Origin of the sequence: Neobacillus niacini (assembly GCF_048572935.1) — a bacterium.
Classification (GTDB): Bacteria; Bacillota; Bacilli; order Bacillales; family Cytobacillaceae; genus Neobacillus; species Neobacillus niacini.
This window is the reverse complement of sequence record NZ_CP183883.1, coordinates 4,644,583-4,667,481: the sequence shown is the minus strand read 5'-3', so window position 1 is coordinate 4,667,481 and position 22,899 is coordinate 4,644,583. Positions and strand designations below refer to the sequence as shown.

At 40.1% G+C, this 22,899-nt stretch carries 21 protein-coding genes; 17 read left to right on the top strand and 4 right to left on the bottom strand.

Annotated features, from left to right (window positions below; all coding sequences use genetic code 11):
• Positions 1 to 1,752, top strand: a complete 1,752-nt coding sequence (locus tag ACN6MT_RS22995; protein ID WP_419888219.1) for a sigma-54 interaction domain-containing protein — start codon at positions 1 to 3, stop codon at positions 1,750 to 1,752.
• Between the two features lie 54 nt (positions 1,753 to 1,806).
• On the opposite strand, the gene ACN6MT_RS22990 is transcribed toward ACN6MT_RS22995, so the two are convergent.
• On the bottom strand, positions 1,807 to 3,156 hold the full coding sequence (locus tag ACN6MT_RS22990; protein ID WP_419888218.1) for an MFS transporter: 1,350 nt from the start codon (positions 3,154 to 3,156) through the stop codon (positions 1,807 to 1,809).
• A gap of 526 nt (positions 3,157 to 3,682) precedes the next feature.
• Between ACN6MT_RS22990 and ACN6MT_RS22985 the strand changes: the two genes are divergently transcribed.
• The 7 genes from ACN6MT_RS22985 to ACN6MT_RS22955 all read left to right on the top strand — a co-directional run bounded on the left by ACN6MT_RS22985 (position 3,683) and on the right by ACN6MT_RS22955 (position 11,251).
• On the top strand, positions 3,683 to 4,813 hold the full coding sequence (locus ACN6MT_RS22985; protein WP_419888217.1) for an FAD-dependent monooxygenase: 1,131 nt from the start codon (positions 3,683 to 3,685) through the stop codon (positions 4,811 to 4,813).
• Positions 4,814 to 4,871: 58 nt separating this feature from the next.
• On the top strand, positions 4,872 to 5,978 hold the full coding sequence (locus tag ACN6MT_RS22980) for an alpha/beta hydrolase family protein (RefSeq protein WP_419888216.1): 1,107 nt from the start codon (positions 4,872 to 4,874) through the stop codon (positions 5,976 to 5,978).
• 33 nt (positions 5,979 to 6,011) lie between these two features.
• The gene (locus ACN6MT_RS22975) at positions 6,012 to 6,956 is read left to right on the top strand and encodes a VOC family protein (RefSeq protein WP_419888215.1); all 945 of its coding nucleotides are present in this window, start codon (positions 6,012 to 6,014) and stop codon (positions 6,954 to 6,956) included.
• A gap of 80 nt (positions 6,957 to 7,036) precedes the next feature.
• Positions 7,037 to 7,942, top strand: a complete 906-nt coding sequence (locus ACN6MT_RS22970) for a fumarylacetoacetate hydrolase family protein (protein ID WP_419888214.1) — start codon at positions 7,037 to 7,039, stop codon at positions 7,940 to 7,942.
• A gap of 49 nt (positions 7,943 to 7,991) precedes the next feature.
• Positions 7,992 to 8,807 (top strand): SDR family NAD(P)-dependent oxidoreductase, encoded by an 816-nt coding sequence (locus tag ACN6MT_RS22965; protein WP_419888213.1) that lies wholly within the window; start codon positions 7,992 to 7,994, stop codon positions 8,805 to 8,807.
• A 108-nt stretch (positions 8,808 to 8,915) separates the two neighbouring features.
• The gene (locus ACN6MT_RS22960) at positions 8,916 to 9,671 is read left to right on the top strand and encodes a cyclase family protein (RefSeq protein ID WP_419888212.1); all 756 of its coding nucleotides are present in this window, start codon (positions 8,916 to 8,918) and stop codon (positions 9,669 to 9,671) included.
• Between the two features lie 317 nt (positions 9,672 to 9,988).
• Positions 9,989 to 11,251: an MFS transporter gene (locus ACN6MT_RS22955; RefSeq protein ID WP_419888211.1), complete on the top strand. Its 1,263-nt coding sequence runs from the start codon at positions 9,989 to 9,991 to the stop codon at positions 11,249 to 11,251.
• Positions 11,252 to 11,309: 58 nt separating this feature from the next.
• Here ACN6MT_RS22955 and ACN6MT_RS22950 read toward each other — a convergent pair whose 3' ends face one another.
• Both ACN6MT_RS22950 and ACN6MT_RS22945 read right to left on the bottom strand, forming a co-directional pair.
• A complete protein-coding gene (locus ACN6MT_RS22950; RefSeq protein WP_419888210.1) occupies positions 11,310 to 12,248 on the bottom strand; it encodes an amidohydrolase family protein in 939 nt (312 codons plus the stop codon).
• Between the two features lie 21 nt (positions 12,249 to 12,269).
• Positions 12,270 to 13,055, bottom strand: a complete 786-nt coding sequence (locus ACN6MT_RS22945; RefSeq protein ID WP_419888209.1) for an IclR family transcriptional regulator — start codon at positions 13,053 to 13,055, stop codon at positions 12,270 to 12,272.
• A gap of 228 nt (positions 13,056 to 13,283) precedes the next feature.
• On the opposite strand from ACN6MT_RS22945, the gene ACN6MT_RS22940 reads away from it, so the two are divergent.
• The 6 genes from ACN6MT_RS22940 to ACN6MT_RS22915 all read left to right on the top strand — a co-directional run bounded on the left by ACN6MT_RS22940 (position 13,284) and on the right by ACN6MT_RS22915 (position 18,720).
• Entirely contained in the window at positions 13,284 to 14,747 is a 1,464-nt protein-coding gene (locus ACN6MT_RS22940; RefSeq protein WP_419888208.1) for an aldehyde dehydrogenase, read from the top strand.
• A gap of 16 nt (positions 14,748 to 14,763) precedes the next feature.
• Positions 14,764 to 15,540 carry a 2-keto-4-pentenoate hydratase gene (locus ACN6MT_RS22935; protein WP_419888207.1) on the top strand — a complete coding sequence of 259 codons (777 nt, stop codon included), beginning with the start codon at positions 14,764 to 14,766 and terminating at the stop codon, positions 15,538 to 15,540.
• A gap of 18 nt (positions 15,541 to 15,558) precedes the next feature.
• On the top strand, positions 15,559 to 16,341 hold the full coding sequence (locus ACN6MT_RS22930; protein ID WP_419888206.1) for a 2-keto-4-pentenoate hydratase: 783 nt from the start codon (positions 15,559 to 15,561) through the stop codon (positions 16,339 to 16,341).
• Between the two features lie 24 nt (positions 16,342 to 16,365).
• A complete protein-coding gene (locus tag ACN6MT_RS22925) occupies positions 16,366 to 16,548 on the top strand; it encodes a 4-oxalocrotonate tautomerase (RefSeq protein ID WP_179599365.1) in 183 nt (60 codons plus the stop codon).
• 98 nt (positions 16,549 to 16,646) lie between these two features.
• Positions 16,647 to 17,495 (top strand): extradiol ring-cleavage dioxygenase, encoded by an 849-nt coding sequence (locus ACN6MT_RS22920; protein ID WP_419956513.1) that lies wholly within the window; start codon positions 16,647 to 16,649, stop codon positions 17,493 to 17,495.
• A gap of 19 nt (positions 17,496 to 17,514) precedes the next feature.
• Complete coding sequence (locus tag ACN6MT_RS22915) at positions 17,515 to 18,720, top strand: 4-hydroxybenzoate 3-monooxygenase (protein WP_419888205.1); 1,206 nt, start codon at positions 17,515 to 17,517, stop codon at positions 18,718 to 18,720.
• Between the two features lie 149 nt (positions 18,721 to 18,869).
• Here the strand turns inward: ACN6MT_RS22915 and ACN6MT_RS22910 are convergent, their stop codons facing one another.
• Positions 18,870 to 19,622 (bottom strand): IclR family transcriptional regulator, encoded by a 753-nt coding sequence (locus ACN6MT_RS22910; RefSeq protein ID WP_419888204.1) that lies wholly within the window; start codon positions 19,620 to 19,622, stop codon positions 18,870 to 18,872.
• A 143-nt stretch (positions 19,623 to 19,765) separates the two neighbouring features.
• Between ACN6MT_RS22910 and ACN6MT_RS22905 the strand changes: the two genes are divergently transcribed.
• From ACN6MT_RS22905 to ACN6MT_RS22895, 3 genes are read left to right on the top strand one after another with little or no spacing between them, the layout of a single operon-like run.
• Positions 19,766 to 20,656, top strand: a complete 891-nt coding sequence (locus ACN6MT_RS22905) for a dimethylarginine dimethylaminohydrolase family protein (RefSeq protein WP_419888203.1) — start codon at positions 19,766 to 19,768, stop codon at positions 20,654 to 20,656.
• Positions 20,657 to 20,673: 17 nt separating this feature from the next.
• A complete protein-coding gene (locus tag ACN6MT_RS22900; protein ID WP_419888202.1) occupies positions 20,674 to 21,435 on the top strand; it encodes a dimethylarginine dimethylaminohydrolase family protein in 762 nt (253 codons plus the stop codon).
• 44 nt (positions 21,436 to 21,479) lie between these two features.
• On the top strand, positions 21,480 to 22,889 hold the full coding sequence (locus ACN6MT_RS22895) for an amino acid permease (protein WP_419888201.1): 1,410 nt from the start codon (positions 21,480 to 21,482) through the stop codon (positions 22,887 to 22,889).
• The last annotated feature ends 10 nt before the right edge of the window (positions 22,890 to 22,899 follow it).

Sequence of the window (22,899 nt, the reverse complement as noted above, 5' to 3'; positions counted from 1 at the left end):
ATGATTATTCATATCGACCTTGTGGTGGACACAGTTAAAAAGGTGTTTAAGCAATACAAAACCCATAATGAAATAAATTCACAGATTCAAATTATGAGTTCTGATCTTTCTTACATTTGCCATTATGACCCTCTATTAGATGAAGTGGTTTTAGATAGAGGTAAGGGAATTGACCTGCCCCGTGATGTAACACTCATGGACAAAACCACATGCTATGAAAACACCATGGCTCGATGGGCTCAGGCAGGGGAATCAGAATTTTTATATGCATCACCCATAATAGTAGAGCAAGAAATAAAATACTATTTGGTGTGCACTTCAGATATTGATCATGACGCACTTACTCTTCTTATAGTAGAACTGTTGTCAACGTATATTAGCACACGGCTTGAAACTCACATAAAGCTTCAGGAGATTCACTTGAAAAACGATCATATGAAACAAATAACAGAAACGGTAAGTGCAGGTAGTTTATCTGTCGATAAGTTCGGAACCATCATGTTTATCAACGAGGTGGGAGGGGAAATGCTCGGTGTAAGAGCTGAAGAAGTATTAGGCAAACCCATTTCGGAGGTTTTGGATAACCAGGCATTTTCATTAGACGTCTTAGAAATTGGGTTGCCGGTCATTAACAAAGACATAATAATAAAAATAAATAAGGGTCAATATCATTTTCGATTATCTTCCGTTCCGCTCTATGATAATTCGAATGAACCGATTGGGGCTATTTTTCACTTTAAAGATATTCGAAAAGAAGTAGAAATGATCGTAAACACAAAGGGCTTTTTTACCTTTGATGATATTATTTATCAATGTAATGAAATGGAAAGCTTAATCCATTTAGCCAAAAAGGCGGCATTACAGGACTCAAGTATCTTAATTGAGGGTGAAAGCGGTACAGGGAAGGAACTTATTGCCCAATCTATTCATAATTACAGCAGTCGTTCAAACCATCCATTTATTGTCATTGATTGCTCTGCTATACCACGAAATCTAGTGGAAAGTGAATTGTTTGGCTATGAAGCGGGAGCATTTACTGGTTCACACAAAAGAGGCATGATGGGAAAATTCGAACGGGCCAACGGCGGGACCGTATTCCTAGATGAGATTGGGGAAATGCCATTAGAGATTCAATCCAAGCTTCTTCGTGTGATACAAAGCAGGTCGATTACGAGAATCGGAGGACATGAACCGATCTCCCTTAATATCAGGATTATTGCTGCTACAAATCGAAATTTGGCACATGAAGTATCGGAAGGTAATTTTCGAAACGATTTGTACTATCGATTGAACGTGATCAATTTGTTTGTTCCAGCTTTACGTGATCGTAAAGGAGATCTGCCTTTCCTCGTTACTAAATTGATGGAAAAGACGGCAAAACGTGAAAAAAGGGAGGTTCCTAAGCTTTCGGAACGGGTCGTGGAGGTTCTAGAAAACTACCCTTGGCCCGGGAATATTAGGGAACTGGAAAATACAATGGAACGTGCTGTGATCCTTGCAAATGGGGAAATTGATTATCAACATTTACCTAAGAGATTGTTGGAAATACAAAAAATAAACGTGAGTTCCACCCTAGTTCAAAGTGAATCCGTTGTTCATCAGACGGCGGAAAAGCCAAAGAGTGTCATGGAACAGCAATTAATTATCAACGCTCTCAAAGAGTCAAAAGGTAACAAAAGTAAGGCAGCAAAAAAGCTCGGAATTGCCAGATCTACCTTATATGAAAAAATGTATCAGTATCATTTACTTTAAAGTTCCATATGCAGCAATGAGTCTCCCTTTTTCAAGGGAGACTTTTTTAATCCATTAACTTACATGTGCTTTAATAGATTCTTCTTTGGCATCGTTTTCATTTTGATAGGCATTTTTTAAAGGCACCATAAAGAGTGCGGCGGCTGCAATTAAGCCAGGAATCGCAAAGGCGATAAAGTTTAAGTGAATGGGTAAAGAAACGGATAATAGGAATCCTCCTAAAAGTGGACCGAGCATCCCGCCGGTTCTGCCGACTCCGGAAGCCATCCCTAATGCTGTAGATCTAATCGTTGGCGGATAGTATTGAGAAACATAAGCCTGAACTATATTTTGTGCACCAATGGTTGCAGCTCCGGCAATGGCTACTAAAAGATAGATTACTAACGTATTTCCTCCAAATCCTAGGAGCGTCAGAGCCACGGCACCTGAGGCATACATTGGAACAAGCATCTTTTTTGAACCGTATTTATCACAAAGTCGTCCGATGATGAGTGTCCCGATAATGGCTCCTCCTTGGAGGGCAATGAGAAAGCCTAAGCTCGAATTTAAACCATATCCTGCTTCCATCATCAATTTTGGAAGCCAAGTATTCAAACCATAAACCATCAATAAACAACTGAAAAAAGCTATCCAAAACATAACCGTACTGAATGCTCGGTTCTCCTTAAACAATCCTATTATAGGAACCTTTGTTTCTTGTATTTTTAATTCGATAATCTCATCATTTTGACTAAAATCCGATTCTGGACTTACTTTAGCAAGAGTTGAAATCAATTTTTCTTTTTTACCTGTACGGATAAGATAGCTGGCGGTTTCTGGCAGCTGTTTATACATGATAGGCAAAAATAATAGAGGAAGAACTGCAAACCAAAAGATTGCTTCCCAACCGAATGTTGGCATTAAGAAGATTCCTATCAAGGGAGCAAGAATTCCCCCAACAGAATATCCACATAACACGATACTTACAATCATACTTCTCATCGTTTTAGGAGCATAATCGGTTAAGAGTGCGATAACATTTGGCATGATTCCTCCCAAACCTAAGCCAGCTAAAAAACGAAAGGTTGAGAAAGTTGTAGGGGTTTTAGCGAAGCCGCAAAGGAATGTAAATAAACTAAACAGTACTAATGTTATAGCAATCACGTTCTTTCTGCCAATTCGGTCTGCTAAAGTACCGAAGAAAATGGCCCCAAACATCATCCCAAATAACCCATATGTCCCAATTGCGCCTGCTTCCACTGATGAAAGATTCCATTCTTCTATCAGGGTTGGTACAACCGTTCCATAGACAACAAGATCATAACCATCAAACAAAATAATGATAAAACTCCATAGTAGTAATCCTAAATGAAAGCGGTTAAATTTGCTAGTAGCAATAACCTCGGTAGGATTAATTGTTTTCATATTATTTCCCCCTTTAAAAGTAGATCAAATGATAACGCTTACGATAATAGCTAGTTAACATCATTCACACTTTACTAATAGTTAATATAGTTCTCTAATTAGAGATTATAAACACTAGTAGTGATATTTTCAATATAGAATTTATACTTTTCGGAATATTAATACTTAATTAGTTCCATAGAACCACATGAACGCAAAAAGCGGGGGAGCATCCCTGCTTCTTTTTGTTTTACGCCCGAACTATCTTTTAAAAATTTTAAAAAAAGAATCACCGTAATTAGTTTGTTGTACTGATTTCGGACAATTCAAACACATGTGTAGTATTTTCGGACAAAAAATACCCAAAATTGGTTGGGTATTTTTTTGAATATTGTGTATGACGACGTTTTCTATCTTGGCACACTTCTTGCAATAGTAATAAGCATAGGATTCAAACACCTTTTATATCATCAACACAGTGCAAAGATTATATTTTTTGACTGAGGAAAAAAATGAATCCTAAAGCCAATTAAAAGGAGGGGTTTTCTTGTCAAAAGTAAAAAAGGTTCTTATCGTTGGAGGCGGCATAGGCGGGCTGGCGACAGCTATAGCTTTACAAAAAGCCGGAATTCAAACAGAGATTGTTGAAAAACAGAAGGAATGGAATGTTTATGGAGTTGGAATCATTCTTCAATCTAATGCGCTTAGGGCGATTGATGCACTAGGGATCACGGAAGAATTTTTAGCAGTGGGTACGACACACTCTGCCTTACATATCCGTAGTGCCCAAGGAAATATGATTTTTGATGCACCTATTCATCCATCAGGACAGTTCAATATGACAGCTGGTATTCCACGAAGGGACTTTCACGACATTTTGCTGCAAGCTGCAATAAAACATGGAACAAAGATTCGAATGGGTATCACTGTTGACGTAATTGAAAATGCAGACAGCTTTGTCTATACAAAATTTACCGATGGGACTTCAGAGACCTATGATCTAGTGATTGGAGCTGATGGAGTTAGGTCGAAGGTTCGTAACTTGGTATTTGGCGATATTGAACCAACCTTCGTCGGACAGGCTGTTTGGCGTTATACACTTAAGCGTCCTAAGGGTATCGAGAACATTACCATGTACTATGGCCAAAAAGCTAAAGCGGGAATTGTTCCTATGACTGAAGATAGTTGCTATGTTTTTGTTGTTACGGCAGAACCTGATAACCCATGGAAGCAAGAAGACCAGCTGCATGTTCTTATGCGTGAGGCCATTCAAGAATTTGGAGGCTTAGTTGCGGAACTAAGTGAACAAATTACGGATCCAAAAGAAGTAGTGTATCGTCCGCTTGAAACGCTTATTGTCGAGAAACCGTGGTATCGGGACAGAGTGCTGTTAATTGGAGATGCTGCTCATGCAACCGTTCCCCATTTAGCACAAGGTGCTGCGATGGCGATAGAGGATGCGCTAGTATTAGCGGAATTGCTGCAAAAAGAAGAGCCGGTCTCAGAAATTTTAGATGAATTCATGGATAGACGTTTTGAACGTTGTAAATTTGTTGTTGATAATTCAAACACATTGGTAAATTGGGAACTCTTGCAATTAGAAGGCAGGCTGCCGAAAGAGAATAATCCGAACGCCATTGTTGCACAAAGCTTAATTAGAATGACAGAGGTCATCTAAAAGACTTCAGACAACGTAAGGACTCAAAAAATTATACAGAGTATGGAGTGTAGTAAATATGTGGCATTATTTTCCCGAACATTATATGTGGTCTTATCAAATTGTAAGGATGTTTAGTCAAGCCCATTTTGGCGGCGGTGAAGTGAATGAAATCCTAGAAGCAGCTGGGAATATAACTCTTGGTGATACGGATAGTTTTCATTATGCATGGATGGGAGCAGGGAACCGCTCGTTGGCTGTTGCTAATGAAGCCCTTGATAAGGAACAAATTGAAACAGCCAGAGCTGCATTTTTGCGGGCGTCCAATTATATCCGAACTGCTGAGTTTTTCCTTCAACCAGATGATCCTAGAAAAATACCAACCTATTTAAAAGGGGTAGAATCGTTCAGAAAAGGGGCAGAAATGCTGGATAATCCGCCAGTGGCAGTCCAAGTTCCCTATGAAAACTCGTTTTTGCCAGGATACTTTTTTGCTGTACCAGGCAAAAAAGAAACCCCATTAGTCATTATGTTTGGCGGTCTTGATTCAACGGCAGAAGAGCTTTATTTTGGTCCGGCACAGTTGTTAAATGAAAGGGGAATTGCTCTCCTTGCTATAGATGGTCCAGGTCAAGGCGGAGCATTGAGGTTAAATCATATTTCATCTCGTTACGATTACAATGTCGCGGGTACTGCTGCATATGAATGGGCTGCAGAAAACCTTGATATCCATCCAAAACGTGTTGGAATCATGGCGGTTTCAATGGGCGGATATATGGCAGCAAGATCAGCAGCCTTTGAACCGCGCTTCAAGGCATGTGCCGTTTGGGGTGCTGTTTATGATTATCAATCTGTCTGGGCAAAGCGTCCAGATAACCATCCGTTAGCAAAGATTCTCCAGCATGTTGTTGGTGCAGAATCAATGGAAGAAGCACGGAAAAAGTTGGACATCTTTAACCTAAAAGGAGTGGCTGAAAAAATTAGTATGCCAACCTATATTGTTCATGGTGAAGATGATCGTCAGGTCTCTGTTGAAAATGCTTATAACCTATACAATGATTTAACCTGCCCAAGATGGTTGAAGGTTGTAGCTAAAAGCAATCCGGGTTCCGCTCATTGCCAGGTGGATAACGTTACCGAGACATACGAGATGTACGACTGGCTCAAACTTCAATTAAACGCTTAAAAAATACTTTTCACTATTAGGAGGAAGAAAATCATGCCAAAAAGAAATCATTTTATCTCACAATTAGCCCACGTGGAACTATTAAGCCCAAAGCTAGAAAAATCCGTTAAATTCTTTAAGGAAGTTTTAGGAATGGAAGAATCCGGAAGAATTGGTCAATCTGTTTACATGCGTGCATGGGGAGAGTTTTTCCATCACAGTTTAAAGATAACTGAAGCAAGTACTAATGGGGTTGGCCATATTAGCTGGCGTGCAGAAAGTGAAGAAGATTTACTGGATGCCGTTCAATACATCGAGAACATGGGCTGCGGTAAAGGCTGGATTGATGGAGATCTAGGACATGGAAGAGCCTACCAATATTACTCTCCTGATGGCCATTTAGAAGAAATTTTCTGGGATGTTGAACTTGCCGAAATCCCTGCCCATCTGAAAAGTAAATGGAGATCTCGTCCGCAAAAAAATCCAAGCCGTGGTGCGTCTGTCAGACGATTAGACCATGTGACTCTTTGGACAAGTGACGTGACTCGTCATACAAACTTCTATAAAGAGTTAGGTTTTAAACACAATGAAGGAATTGTCATTCCAAATGGAACAGAGGTTGGTTCCTTACTAGCTGTTTCAAGCTTATCACATGAAATTGCCTTATTTGCTGATTTTAAAAGAGAGCATGGACAACTGAACCATTTATGCTTTGCAGTGGAAAATCGTGACCAAGTACTTGAGACTGCTGATTATGTGGTTGATAACGGCTACAGATTAGAGATGAAACCATTTAAGCATGCTGTAGGTGAGGCGTTTACGACGTATGCAATTGAACCAGGCGGAAATCGGATTGAAATCTATGGCGGTTCTCCACTATACTTTGCTCCTGATTACGGTCCAAAGATGTGGAAGGTTGAGGAAAATCCGAACGATGCTTGGGATGAAGTGAATATTTTTGAATCGAAGCAGTTTGATAGTATCAGAGAAAAAGCTTAACTTTTTGAAGACTTATGAATGTAATAAAGGGCGTCTTAGAGATGTCCTTTATTAGTTTAAGAGATTGGGGAGATGATTGTATGAAATTTGTTACTTTTCGAAACCCGGAAGGACAACAACGAGCTGGGTGGCTTCGCGGCGGCGGAGTAGTGGATATACAGTTTGCCGGTCAAGGGAAACTACCGGGCAGCATACGCGAATTGTTGGAACACCAAGAAGCCTATCTGCCAGTGATTCAATCCATTGATAAAGATGTTCAGCCAACCTATTCACTTGAAGAAGTTGAACTGTTTGCACCTCTGCCAAACCCATGTACGTTCCGAGATTTTGTAGCTTTTGAAACACATGTAAAAAATGCAGCTGCGACACATGGTAATACTGTTGCACCTGAGTGGTATGAAGTTCCAATCTTTTATTATTCAAACCCGAATGCCATGAAGGGGCCAGATCAAGATGTAGCACGCCCTAAAAAATGTGTGAGATTGGATTATGAATTAGAAATGGCTTGTATCATCGGGAAAGAAGGGCTGAACATTAAAGCAAGTGAAGCAGAAGAGTATATCTTCGGCTATACGATTTTAAATGATTGGTCTGCGAGGGATTTGCAGGCGCAGGAAATGAAGGTATTACTTGGTCCAGCAAAGGGAAAAGATTTTGCTACTTCGATCGGGCCTTGGATTGTCACGAAGGATGAATTGCAGCCATACAAAATTGGTGATGTTTTTGACTTAGAAATGACGGCGAAAGTAAATGGAGAAGTGTGGTCACATGGGAATTTCAAAGACATTTACTATTCATTCGGCCAAATGATTGAGCGGGCTTCAGAGGATGTAACGTTGTATCCAGGTGACATCATCGGTTCTGGAACCGTTGGCTTTGGCTGTGTTTTAGAATTGGGAACAGACAAGTATCGCTGGCTGGAGCCTGGAGATGAGATAGAGTTGGAAATTACGGGGCTGGGAGTTCTTAAAAATAGAATAGTTTAATCGTATTGTTAAAAAGAATTAGGGCTGTATTTAATTTGGGGGTGACTCAATGCCCAATAGATTTACAGGAAAGGTTTGCTTAGTCAGTGGAGCAGGTTCAGGAATCGGGCAGGAAACAGCCATTTCTTTTGCAAGAAAAGGGGCAAAGGTTATCGCTGCTGACCTCAATGAGGAAGGTGCGAGGCACACTGTATCTTCCATTGACGCAATTGGGGGAGAAGCGGTTTTTATAAAAAGTGATATTTCCAAAAGAGTAGATACGGAAGCAATGGTCCAAGCAGCTTTGGAGCATTTCGGAAGGCTAGATCATGCGGTAAATTGTGCGGGGATAACAGGGGGCGTGAGCATACCAACCCATGAGTATCCAGAGGATCGCTGGCTTCAAGTGATAGCCGTGAATCTCACCGGAATGTGGTATTCCGTTAAAGCACAACTAAATCAAATGCTGAAACAAGGTGGAGGCACCATTGTGAATGTTGCCTCTGCTGCCGGTCTAAAAGGGCACCCCAATAATGTCTCCTATTCAGCCACGAAGCATGGTGTAATTGGATTAACGAAAACAGCTGCTCTTGAATATGCAACGAAACACATTCGCGTGAATGCCGTTTGTCCAACCGCCATTGAAACACCGATGATCATGGATGGACGTTTGAATTTAAGGAATAACCAAGAGTTACTAGAAAAGTTTACAAATGAGCAGGCGATGATGAGGATGGGGCAGCCTAAAGAGGTTGCTGATGTTATTTTATGGTTAAGTTCAGATGAATCTTCATTTATAACCGGACATGCCTGCCAGTTGATGGCGGTGCATTTGCCAAGTAGCTGGGTTGTGCCCGGAAAAAAGGTTAATTGTAAATTTGGGTAACAAATAGAACTGAATTGTTCCCGAAAAGAGATTAATAGGAGAGTTGGGTAACAATCAATTTCTAGGCAACATAAAAAAATAATCTCACTAAATATACGGAGGGCAATTATGGCAAAATTAATAGATTTAAGTGTATCAATCGAAGAAGAATTAAAAGATCCACTTCCCTGTTTAATCCGCTATGAAACACATGAAGAGGGTGCGGAGTTTGGTGCGAAGCTGGTTGGGGTAACACCGGATGATTTTCCAGAAAGAAAAGGACTTGCAGGGGAGTTTTTATCTCTAACAAGTCATGCCGGTACCCATGTCGATGCACCTTGGCATTATTGGCCAACAGCAGAAGGGAAGCCTGCCAGGACCATAGATGAGCTTCCGCTTGACTGGTTTTTCAATGAGGGGGTTGTCCTTGACTTTACTGACAAGCCTGCAGGGTATGCTGTAACCGTTTCAGACCTGCAGGGAAAATTACAAAAAATGGACTACCAATTAAAGCCATTTGATATCGTGTTGATTCGCTGTGATGCAGATAAAAAAAGGTACCAACCTAATTATAGTGAGATTCATGTAGGGGTTTCGGCAGAGGCAACACTTTGGCTGATTGATCAAGGTATTAAAGTAATGGGAACAGACGGATGGGGCTGGGATACTCCACTGGCTATTCAAGCCGCAGATTATAAGGAAAATCCACGTCCAGGTGTACTTTGGGCTGCTCATTATGCAGGGAAAGAAAAAGAATATTGCCAAATTGAAAAACTAGCAAACTTGGATCAATTACCCTCACATGGATTTAGAATAGCCGTTTTCCCTGTGAAAATTAAGGGCGCGAGCGGAGGATGGACCAGGGCGGTGGCGATTATTGATTAACGACATCGTAAAGCGATAGATTGATGGGGGATCGTCAGACTTAAAGAACTCTCTTTGAAAGGAATTAATCCCTTAAACTACGAAAATGGGGTGTCAAGGGAACGATACTTGGCGAATCGTTCTCTTGAAAGACGTAAATGAAAGTTATAGGGAAAGATACTTAGAAAAATGTTCCCTTGTATGGCGTAAACGATTTTACAAGGGAACAATACCTAGCAAGCGGTTCCCTTGAACAATGAAAACGGAGTGCAATCTTGAATACGATACTAGAATAATAGGAATGCTCTACATGCAGTACAAAATAAAGGGGTGTCATAATGATGAAGAAGAAAGTATCATTTTTCAGATATGAAAATAGTCTGCTCATTCTCCTATTTTTGGTCTTTGGTCTCGTTTTTATGGACAGATTAAGTATTATCTATTTGTTTCCCTTTGTCGCAGAGGAGTTAAAGTTGAATAACACGCAAATGGGAATGATTGTTGGCGCTACTAGCATTGCTTGGGGGATTTCAACGTTACTTTTTGCTAGTGTTTCAGATTTTATTGGCAAAAAGAAACTCACGTTAATCATCTTTATTCTTGGGTTTTCAATCGCTACCTTTACTTCTGGTTTAGTAGGCGGGCTGGGTTCGCTTATTCTTGTTCGTTTACTGATGGGGGTTACAGAGGGACCTGTCATTCCGCTGGTTCAGTCTACGATGATGGCGGAATCTACGCCTAAAAGAAGGGGCTCAAATCTGGGATTTATCCAAGGATCGGGTGCATTATTGGGAAATGCCGTTGCTCCTGTAATCGTCGTGGCAATCGCAGCAGCGACAAATTGGCGCTATTCATTTTTTGCCTTGGCTATTCCAGGGATCATATTAGCGGTAATTTTAATGTTTTATATGAAAGAACCTAATTTTACTAGCAGCGATGGTACTAACCACAAAAAAGCAAAACCAACGTTTCAGGAATATAAAAGTGTCTTTAAAACACGGAATGTTTGGGTCAGTATGCTGATGGCTATTTTTTACATGATGTATTTATTAGTGTTTACCAGTTTTATGCCGTTGTTTTTATCGAGTGTTTCGAATTATAGCGAAGCCCAGTATGGAGCTATTTTAGGAATTATGGGGATAGGGATGTTCATTTGGCAATTTCTTCTGCCGTTTTTATCCGATAGATTAGGCAGAAAGACAATCATTGTTCCTGCAACATTGATCGCTATTCTACTTCCGCTTGCGGTCGCAGCTTTCCATACGAACTTTGCGCTGCTGGCTGTTTCTATTTTTATTCTCACCATAGGGTTTGGGGCACAGCCGCTCTATCTTGCCATCATACCATCAGAGTCGGTTCCTAAGGTTTTTGCTGCAACAGCAATTGCATGTGTTGTGCTTACGGGAGAAATCATCGGAGGAACAGCAGGTCCTGTTATTGCCGGAATCCTAGCTGATAAGTTTAGTTTGTATACGCCGCTATGGCTTGCGAGCGGGGCAGCCGTTGTTTTTTTCTTGTTATCGTTTCTACTTAATGAAACTGCACCAGTAAAAGTTTCGCCTAAGATTTCAGAAGATTCTGCTATCGATACCACTATTTAAACTAGAAGCAACTAAAGGCACCAGAATTTATCGATTCCAGTGCCTTTAGTCATTCATTTTACCTGTCTAATAAAGAACTTACGCCGTTTTGAAATTTTCCTTCAGGCGGCCATACAGAAAGGTCGAATGGATAATCCGATCCGGGAACAACTCTGTCTGAGCCAACTGCTTTAACCAGGAATTCGACACTTTCATTATTCCAAAGTACGGTATCATACCAAAAGCGTTTCAAGTATTCAGAAGGGTGTGCTATAAGGTTGGAAGACACGAGTTTCCACTGATTATAGCCTTTGTCCAGCCGGCCAATTTGATACGGTAAGAAACCTCCTCCATGGGCAAAAAGGATTTTCACATTTGGATATCTATCAATTAGTCCGCTTAATAGTAGGTCCGTCGTACAAACGGTTGTTTCCCAAGGAACTCCTATTAAATTGGGCATCATTCTTCTGTTTAATCGAGGGTCTTCACACAATAACGGATGGATAAAGACGATGGCTTTTTGGCGATTGGCCTCTTCAAAAAATGGTGTGAAACATTCATCCGATAACATTTTTCCAGGAAGGCCCGGACCAATTATGACACCTTCAAGTCCTAGATTCATGGCGTTTTGTAAGACTTGGGCTGCTTTGTCTGGGTTGGTTAGCGGTACGGTGCCTAATGCTGAGATTTTCTGAGGTGCTGATTTTGACCACTCTGCCAAGGAATGATTGTACACGTTTGAAATATCGGTTGAAATTTCATCAGGAAAATCATAAAGAAATAGCTGCGGAATTGGAGAAACAACAGAATGAGTTACACCCGCGCTCTCCTGTTGTGTTAAGTAGAGTTCGCTGTCAATAAAGGCTTTTTTTAGTTCAAATCCCCATTTTTCATTAATAAATAAGAAATCATCTTTGTTTTCTTCTTTTTGAATCCATTTGGCATTCACCTGTTCCTTGTTATCTTTTAGCCAGGAAATAACATCAGACGGGATAAAATGAGTATGAAAGTCATGCATATGATAAGCTCCTTTTCAAAATTAGCCTCTGTATCCCATTCGTTCTGAGACTTCTTTGGCAGCGGCTATTATTTTCTTGGAAAACCCTTGCACTTTATGAGATTGAATTCTTTGTTTCGGACCGACGACAGATAACGCTGCAATAACTTTCCCTGTGTAATCGTAAACGGGCGCAGCAATGGAATTAACTCCTTCATGGAATTCTTCAAAACTAGTAGAATATCCATTTTTCTTAATTTCTTTTAAATCAGCAAGGAGTTTATCGGGGTCCGTAATCGTATTTTTTGTGTATTTTTCTAAGCCTTGTTTGAGAACTGCGTTAACCAGTCCCTTATCATCATAGGCGAGCAGCACTTTTCCAGAACTCGTACAGTGAGAAGGGTTTCGTCTGCCAACATGAGTTAAGAATCTTACAGGATGATTACATTCTACTTTTTGCAAATAGATAACCTCTAGTTTATCTATTACAGAAATGTGAGCGGTTTCGCCAAGGTTTTCAACAAGCCTAGTTAAGACAGGATATGACTCGCGATACACATCTGTATTGCTATTCACAATACTGCTCAAAGATAGAAGCGAGAGTCCGAGACGATATTTTTTCGTTTCAGGGTCTTTGTAAACAAAGCCTTCACTTGCCAGCGTTGCCATGGTTCGGCTAACAGTGCTTTTATTAAGTCCGAGCGAAGCAGAAATATCACTAACCTTCTTTTCAGGCTCATCCATTGAAAAGCTTTTTAATATTTTTAGCGCATTCCTAACAGAGGATAAATATTGATCCTCCTGATTTTTTAGTTCCAAATGACTCACTTCCTTGTTTCAAAATAGAAAACACTGTTGTTCTATAGTACGCAATATAGCAGAAAGTTTTTAGAAAGAAAAGAGTAAATTCGAATAATTTGAATTATTAAAATTTATTTAATAATTCTTTGTTTTTGTTGCATATAGAGCAACGCGAGCGTTGTATGTGAAACACGCAAGCATTACCATCAAGTTATGAACATAAATTAAATTTTTCCAATTAGGAGGAAACATGGTATGCAAGTGGAAACAAAAGTAAAATCGATCAATTGCTTACACTTCATTAATGGACAGTTTGTCGAGTCACAAAATAAAAAATCATTTGAAAACATTAATCCAGCCACTGAAGAAGTAATAGGTACCGTTGCCGAAGGTGGAAAAGAAGAAGTAGATTATGCAGTAGCCGCTGCTCGCAGAGCGTTAAATGGAAAGTGGAAAACTACCACAGTAGCTGAACGTTCGAAAATTCTTCGTCGAATCGGTGATTTAATCTTAGAAAGACAAGAGGAATTAGCCCGTTTAGAATCATTGGATACAGGTAAACCATTTTGGCTGGCAAATAGCATCGATATTCCAAGGGCAGCGTACAACTTCCACTTTTTTGCCGATTATATGATTTCTGTTAACACCGATGCAAATCAGCAGGATGACCAAGCCATTCATTATTCATACCGCCGTCCTGTTGGGGTTGTTGGCATTATTAAACCTTGGAACCTGCCATTACTATTGCTTACTTGGAAATTAGCACCTTGTCTTGCGATGGGGAACACAGCCGTAATTAAACCAGCTGAGTGGACACCAATGACGGCAACGGTGTTAATGGAGATTTGTAAGGAAGCTGGAGTGCCAGATGGTGTTGTCAATCTCGTCCATGGTTTCGGTCCGAATTCTGCCGGCGGTGCCATTTCAGAACATCCAGATATCGACGCGATTTCCTTTATTGGTGAACCAGGTACAGGTTCTGCGATTATGAAAGCAGCATCAAGTTCTTTGAAAAAATTATCATTTGAACTAGGCGGTAAAAATCCAAACATTATTTTTGCCGACTCTGATCTTGATGAAGTCGTTGAAACGACCGTTAAATCTAGTTTTATTAACCAGGGCGAAGTTTGCTTATGCGGTTCCCGAATTTATGTAGAACGTCCGGCCTATGAAGAATTCTTAAAGAAATTTGTTGAAAAAGTAAAAACATTAAAAGTGGGTAAGCCGGAAAATGAAGATACAAAGGTTGGGGCATTAATCAGTAAGGAACATTACGATCGTGTAAATAGCTATATTGAAATCGCTCGTAATGATGGTGCGAACATTCTTACTGGCGGCAAACGCCCAGAAGGATTAGACAAAGGATATTTTTTAGAGCCAACCATTATTACTGGTTTGGACCGGAATTCCCGTTGTGTTCGTGAAGAAATATTTGGACCTGTTGTAACAGTAATGCCATTTGATATGGAAGAAGAAGTAATTGTTCAGGCGAACGATAGCCATTATGGTTTAAGTGCAACCATCTGGACAAACGATTTAAGACGTGCCCACCGGGTCGCCCATCAAATTGAAGCGGGCATTATCTGGGTTAATACTTGGTTTCTACGCGATCTTCGTACTCCATTTGGCGGAATGAAAAACAGCGGTATCGGAAGAACCGGCGGCATGCATAGCATTGATTTCTACTCAGAATTATCGAATATTACAATTAAGCTTTAGAAAGGGAGTAAAAGAGTTGAACCGAAAAATAGAAGAGTTTGCTAAAACATTGGCAGAAGCAGAGTCTACAAGAGTGGGAATCGTACCGCTTACTTCCATGGATTCTGAGCTGACAGTAAAAGAAGCCTATTATGTCCAGTTAGAAAATATCAAGAAAAAGGTAGAACAAGGAAAGAAAATCGTAGGAAAAAAAATCGGGTTAACTTCACTTGCTATGCAGAATCTATTAGGTGTGGATGAGCCGGATTATGGACACCTATTAGACAGCATGGTGGTTGAAAACGGAGGATATATCTCCATCGAGAAAGTTCTACAGCCAAAGGTTGAGGCAGAGATTGCCTTTATTTTAAAAAAGGAATTACGCGGCCCTAATTTAACCGCTCTAGAGGTTCTTCAGGCAACGGAGTATATTGTTCCAGCCCTTGAAATCGTCGATAGCAGAGTAAAGGATTGGAAGATTAAGCTGGCAGATACAGTGGCAGATAATGCTTCGTCTGGGTTTTATGTGCTTGGCGGCAAGCCAGTAAAGGTTGAAGACATCGATCTTGAGCTGCTCGGAATGGCTTTTTATAAAAATGGTGAGTTAGTGAATACTGGGGTTGGAGCGGCTGCATTAGGCAATCCAGCCAATTGTGTTGCTTGGCTGGCGAATAAATTATCTGAATTTGATATCCCATTGCGAGCAGGAGAAGTGATTCTCTCAGGAGCTTTATCAGCAGCGGTAGAAGCAAAGGCAGGAGATACATTTACGGCAAGATTCGCACATATTGGGCAGGTAAGTGTCCATTTTTAGAACGGAGGAGAAAATTTCATGAGTCAATACAAGGAAATTGCCAACTACCTCGTTTCAGCGGAGGAGGAGAGGCGTGAAGTTCAAAAGGTAACGGTGAGTCAGAAGCCGGATTTATCGGTAGCGGAAGCGTATCTTGTTCAGCAAGAAATCGTAAACCGTAAATTAAATGAAGGAAGAAGAATTGTTGGTCCTAAGATGGGCTTAACCAGTTTTGCCAAAATGAAGCAAATGGGCATTGAAGAACCTATCTATGGATATGTGTTTGATTATATGTTGATTGAAAATGGCGGTAAAGTCCGCTTAAGTGATTTGATTCATCCAAAAGTAGAGGCAGAGGTTGCTTTTGTAATGGGAGAAGATCTTGAAGGTCCTGGAATAACAGGGGCGCAGGTTCTAGCAAAAACGGAATACGTTCTCCCCGCATTGGAAATCATCGACAGCCGTTATGAAAATTTTCAATTTACGCTGCCGGACGTCATTGCTGACAATGCCTCAACCTCCCGGGTTGTGTTTGGAACATCCTTAAAAAAACCAGAGCAATTTGAACTGGACCTTATCGGTGCAACGCTTTCCATTAATGGTGAAATCAAGGAATTAGGTGCAGGTGCTGCTGTCCTAGGACACCCAGCCCATTCTGTGGCGATGCTTGCCAATATGCTGGCTAGAAAGGGTGGTAAGGTACGTAAAGGTGACGTGATCTTAACGGGCGGCATTACCGCTGCTGTCAAATTAAATTATGGCGATATCGTAACCGGAAAATTTGATGGATTTGGCGAAGTCTCATTTACCGTAACCGATTAAAAAATTGTAAGTGGAGGGATATTTATGCCGATTATTCAAGTCCAAATGATGGAAGGCAGACCAAAAGAAAAAGTAGCAGAATTAATTCGTAATGTAACCAATACCGTTTCTGAAACCTTGGATGCCCCGAAAGAGAATATACGAGTTATCGTAACGGAAATCCCTAAAACGCACTGGGGAAAAGCTGGGGAACCTGTAGAAAAATAACTATTTTAACTAAGCATGGTGGTAATTACTGCCATGCTATGATTGATTATATTTTGAAAACGGTTCCTGGATTGAAAAATATTTAAGGGGGTTTTATGATGACGATAGAATTTAGTATGTTGGCTCCTCACGTTCCCAGTATGTGCCATGAGGATTTAGTACCTGAATTTCAAAAGGATATGGCTGCTGCGATGAAGGAAATTGGAAAACAGCTGAAGGAGATCAATCCAGATGTAATTGTATTGGTTTCCTGTCATTGGCCGTCCACTTTCTTCCATTATGTTGATTGCACACCTATTCATAAAGGAATCCTTACCGCGTTTGAAGCACCCGATTTAATTAAAGATGTTGCTTACCATTATCCTGGTGATGAAGACTTGGCCAATCAATTAGTAAAAGCAGGAGAAGAAGTGGGTCTGCAGGTGCAAGGTGTGAATGATCCCTATTATCTTTGGGATTATGGCGGTGTTGTTCCTTTACGGTATTTGGTTCCCAATGAGGATATTCCTGTCATTAATTTATCTGTCACTTTGGCAGCTAGTTTAGAAGAAACATATAAATGGGGGCAGACAATAGCCAAAGTATTACGAGAGACAGAGAAAAAGGTTGTGTTTGTTTCCAGTGGTGCACTGTCTCATAATTTAGTCCGCGGCAGACATAATAAGCCGACGGTTACGGAACATGCGATGGATAAACAGTTTATTGAATTTATGATGAATAAAAACTATCAAGCAGCTTATGAAATGCTGCCTGAGTATTCGCGGTTTGCCAGGGTCGAGTCAGGTGGACGACACCTCGCAATGTTGTTCAGCATGATAGAGGAAGGCTGGGAGCCTGCTTTTTTGGCAGATGGTCAATCATCCGGCAGCTGGAACGCTGTTATTACATTTGAAAAAAAAGTAGCTGCAATCTCTAAAACCTCGGCAGAAACACAATTTGCTAAATAACTGTGATAGGAGGGAAACTATGCGAACAAAAGTAGGTATCATTGGAGCGGGTCCAGCTGGACTTTTGTTGTCTCATTTATTGCATCTGCAAGGGATTGATTCTATCATTCTAGAATCCCGCTCACGTGAAGAAATCGAAGGAACCATTCGTGCAGGTGTACTAGAACAAGGAACGGTCGATTTATTGAATGCAATGGGTGTCGGTACCAGAATGATGAAGGAAGGGCATTTTCACCATGGCATTGAATTGCAATTTAATGGTAGAAGACATCGAATCGATATGCATGAACTGACTGGCGGAAAAAAGATTACGGTATATGCGCAGCATGATGTAATTAAAGATTTAGTGGCATCACGGCTAGAATCAGGCGCTAAAATTTACTTTAATGTTAAGGATGTCAGCCTTCATCAAGTAGAAACAACCTCCCCAATCATCCGGTTCCTCCCAGAAAATGCAGCAAATTTTGAAGAATTAACGTGTGATTTTATTGCAGGCTGTGATGGATTTCATGGTCCAAGCCGTCAGGCAATTCCGGCAAGTATCCGGGTTGAAAAACAAAAAATATATCCCTATGGCTGGTTAGGCATTCTTGCAAAAACAGTACCTGTCAATCCAGAATTAATTTATTCCAACCACGAAAGAGGATTCGCGTTAATAAGCACAAGGTCGCCAGAAATTCAACGACACTATATCCAAGTGGATCCAAATGATGATATTGCCAATTGGTCAGATGACCGTATTTGGTCGGAACTTCATGCAAGGGTTGACATGGATGGCTGGACCATGCTGGATGGACCGATTATTCAAAAGAATATTGTATCTATGCGCAGCTTTGTATGTGAAACGATGCGTTATGGAAACCTATTCCTCGCTGGGGATGCAGCCCATATTGTTCCTCCAACTGGTGCGAAAGGGTTGAATTTAGCTGCCGCCGATGTTCAAGTATTGGCAAAGGGCTTGAGTGAATATTATCATTCCGGTGAGGAAGATCTGCTTAATCGTTATTCAGAAATTTGTCTCCGCCGTATTTGGAAAGCTCAAAGATTCTCCTATTGGATGACTACCATGCTGCATCGTAACTTTGAGCATAGCTCTTTTGAATATAATATCCAATTGGCTGAATTAGACTATGTGACTTCCTCTCAGGCAGCAGCAACTGGTCTTGCAGAAAATTACGTAGGGCTACCGATGGAAATTCAGACTAATTATTCAATAAAAATTTAAGATTGGTTTTAGATCTAATTTGAAAGTATTTTATTAAAAGCTCCTCCATTTATGGTTTTAGTGACTTCTATTAACAGTAATACAAATCAAAAACACTCTTTCCAATTAACGGAAGAGTGTTTTTTAGATAATCCTTATTGTTTATCCCTTTATTCAATAGTAAATTTAAGTTTACTTCCTAGTTTAGCAGATATGCGTAAACCGGTTTGAATTACTTTTTCAATTAATATTTGCTTTCTTTCATCTGTTTGGTTGAAGGTTACGTAGCCAATACTTAAAGCTCCTATTAATTCGTTGGAGTGATTGAAAATAGGTGCAGCGATGGAGGAGGTACCTTTGGTTCTTTCACCGTGGCTTTCCCAATAACCCTTATGACGAATGGTGGTTAGCAGTTGAAGGAATGACTCTATTTCATCATTTTTTACTAACTCACTGACAATTTTTAAAGCTTCTTCCCTCTGCATATGTGCCAGCATGACCTTATTGGCAGCCCCAATATTCATTGGGATTCTAATTCCCAATTGATCATTAATCCGGATTGGATTATGAAGGCAGTCGATTCTTTCAACAATTATTGCTTCTGATCCTATAGGTTTACTAAAATAAACACTCTCTTCTACCTCATGCATTAACGTCTCCATTTCCGGTCGGATCAGACCGACAAAATCAAAGGTATCATACATCTTTAATCCATATTCCATCCAGGTATATCCCATTGAGTAGAGTTTTAGATGAGGATCCTGCTGAATTAATCCATGTTTAATCATGGACTGTAAAAGTCGGTGCATGGTACTGACAGGCAAGTCACACTCCTTTGATAAATCCGTAATCGAGAACCATTGTTTCGAATCGCTTTCTGCTAAGACTTTAATTACTTGCATAGCACGGTCTATAGTTTGCATTTTATCCAACTCCTATCATATCTTCGGCCAAAGTATAAATAGTGAATAATTAATTATCAGTCAATTCAAAAAATATTGACATATATTTCCCCTTTTTATATTATCATATTATAAGTTTCCATTAAAAGAAAAAGTTTTCCACTATGCGGAAAAGGGGGTTGAAAAACTTGTTATCATCTATGCATAAAAATCTTAACAAGGTGATTTTAAAACATCCAAAGGACGCTTTTATCAGTCAAGAGCATCTAAGAAATGAATGGGGAAAGTTTAATTACATCAATGAACCAGACTACATAAAAGCACAAAATGAATTTGAACAGTTTCTTGCGATTATTAGAGAACATGTGGCTGAAATTGAATTTTTACCTGCTTCAGAGACTGTAGGATTAGACTCGCTTTACGCACATGATCCTGTAAAGTTCACAAAAAATGGGGCCATTATTTTAAAATCAGGAAAAAAATTACGTCAACCAGAAGCAGAGGCTTATAAACAATTTTTACTAGAACAGAAGATTCCTATCGTTGGTGAACTAACTGGGGAGGCGATGGCTGATGGAGGAGATCTCGTCTGGCTCGATGATCAGACTTTATTAATTGGACGTGGTTATCGTACAAATGATGAAGCCATCCGGCAAATTAAGGAAATGACAAAGGATATGGTTGAAGAGTGTATTGTTGTTCAATTACCGCATGACCAGGGAGAAGAAGAATGTCTTCATCTTATGTCATTCATTAGTATCGTAGATGAGAATCTAGCAGTTGTTTATTCAAGACTTATGCCGGTATTCCTCCGACAGCTGCTAATCAAGCGAGGTTTTCAATTAATAGAGGTACCTGATGAAGAGTATCACCGCTTAGGCTGTAATGTTCTTGCACTCGCACCAAGAGTCTGTGTGATGGTATCAGGAAATCCGTCAACAAAGGAACAATTACTTGCAGCCGGTGCAACTGTCTACGAATATGAAGGAAATGAAATTTCTTATTTAGGAACGGGGGGACCTACATGTCTTACATGTCCAGTAGCAAGAGGTTAAATAAGGAGGCTAGTATTATGTTTAAAAATACGATTGTTAAAATGCCCAGCGAAAGCTATATCAATGGGTTAACTACTTCCGATTTAGGAAGACCTAATCTCGAGATTGCATTAGAGCAGCATCAGGCCTATATAGACGCGTTGAAAAAATGTGGAACAACCGTAACCATTCTTCCTAGTAATATTGAATTTCCGGACTCAACTTTTGTAGAGGATACAGCGGTATTGACACCTAATTTCGCTGTCATTTCGAATCCAGGGGCACTTTCCCGGAATGGAGAAATCCATGAAATGGAACCTGTACTTAAATCATTCTATGAATCTATTTATTCTATTAAGGCTCCGGGTACTCTTGATGGGGGTGATATCCTTCAGATTGAAGATCACTTTTATATAGGAATTTCTGCTAGAACGAACCATGATGGCGCTGAGCAATTAAAAACAATTCTAGAATTAGAAGGGTACAAAGGTACGATTGTTGAGCTGAAGAAATTCTTCCATTTAAAAACAGGCATTGCTTATTTAGGAAATCAAACGATTGTGGTCGCAGGGGAATTTATTGATCATCCCGAGTTTAATCAATATCAAAAAATAGTTGTTCCACCTGAAGAGGAATACGCAGCAAATTGTATCCGTGTGAATGACTTTGTAATCATTCCTGCAGGCTATCCTATAACAAAACAAAAACTTAATACTGCCGGATTCCAGACAATCGAACTCGAAATGTCTGAATTCCGTAAGCAGGATGGGGGATTAAGCTGTTTGTCACTGCGATTTTAATTATATAAAGGGGTAAAGCTATTTTAAGAGGGGTGGGAGAGGCAATGGAAACACTGAATCAGGTAAGTCAGGAAAATCAATTAAATCGATCCATGAAGCGCAGACATTTATTTATGCTTTCATTAGGGGGAGTTATTGGAACAGGATTGTTTTTAAATGCTGGTTATACCATTAATCAATCGGGGGCAGGCGGTGCACTAATCGGGTATTTGTTTGGCGGGATTATTTTGTACCTGGTCATGGTCTGCTTAGGTGAACTCGCTGTATATATGCCAGTAACAGGTTCTTTTCAAACATATGCCAGTAAATTCATTAGTCCTTCTGCCGGATTCTCTTTAGGATGGATGTATTTTATTGGGTCGGCTACGACGGCTGGAGTTGAATTCACCGCCGCAGGAATCCTTATGCAGAGGTGGTTCCCAGATGTATCCGTCTGGATATGGTGTTCGTTGTTTATATTGTTGTTATTCGGGCTTAATGCTTTAACAACTAGAGGTTTCGCCGAGGCAGAATACTGGTTTGCCGGTATTAAGGTAATTGCTGTTATTTTCTTTATCATTATTGGTGCCGGAGCCATATTTGGAATTATTCCTCTCGAAGACAGACCTGCTCCTTTATTAGACAATCTAGCTCCATCTGGACTATTTCCAGCCGGAATTGCCATTCTTTTTGTGACGATGATGAATGTAATTTTTTCTTATCAAGGATCTGAATTAATTGGGATTGCTGCCGGAGAGAGCGAGGAACCTTCTAAGAATATCCCTCGTGCCATTCGCAACGTGTTATTTAGGATCATTGTCTTTTATTTAGCCTCAATTATAATCTTATCAGCAATTTTTCCTACTGAGGAACTTGGTTTACTCGAAAGCCCATTCGTTACTTTAATGGATTTAGCTGGAATTCCTTTCGCTCCCGATATAATGAACTTTGTTATCCTGACGGCGATTTTATCAGTAGGAAACTCTTGTATCTATGCATCCACCCGTCTTTTGTGGGCCATGGCTCATGAGGGAATGGCACCAAAACAATTTGGGAAACTTTCAAAACGGAAGGTTCCATTTAGAGCTCTAGTGTTTACGATGATATTCTCCCTATTATCACTTTTGACTAGTGTTATTGCTGCAGATACAGTATTCGTTCTATTAATGTCTGTTGCCGGAATATCCGTGACCATTTCCTGGATCGGAATTGCTCTCTCTCAGTTAATGTTTCGACGTAAATATTTACATGGCGGTGGGAAATTAGAGGACCTGCAATACAAAGTACCATTTTATCCGTTAATCCCATTGATTTGTATCATATTCTGCGTATCCATACTGATATTCCTGGCATTTGACCCAACCCAATTAATAGGTCTGCTTATCGGCCTAGGATTCCTAGTAATATGCTATGTATCCTACTTCATCAAAAACAAACAAACAAAAGCAAACTCAGAAACGGATATTAAAGGATAAGATGGGTGAC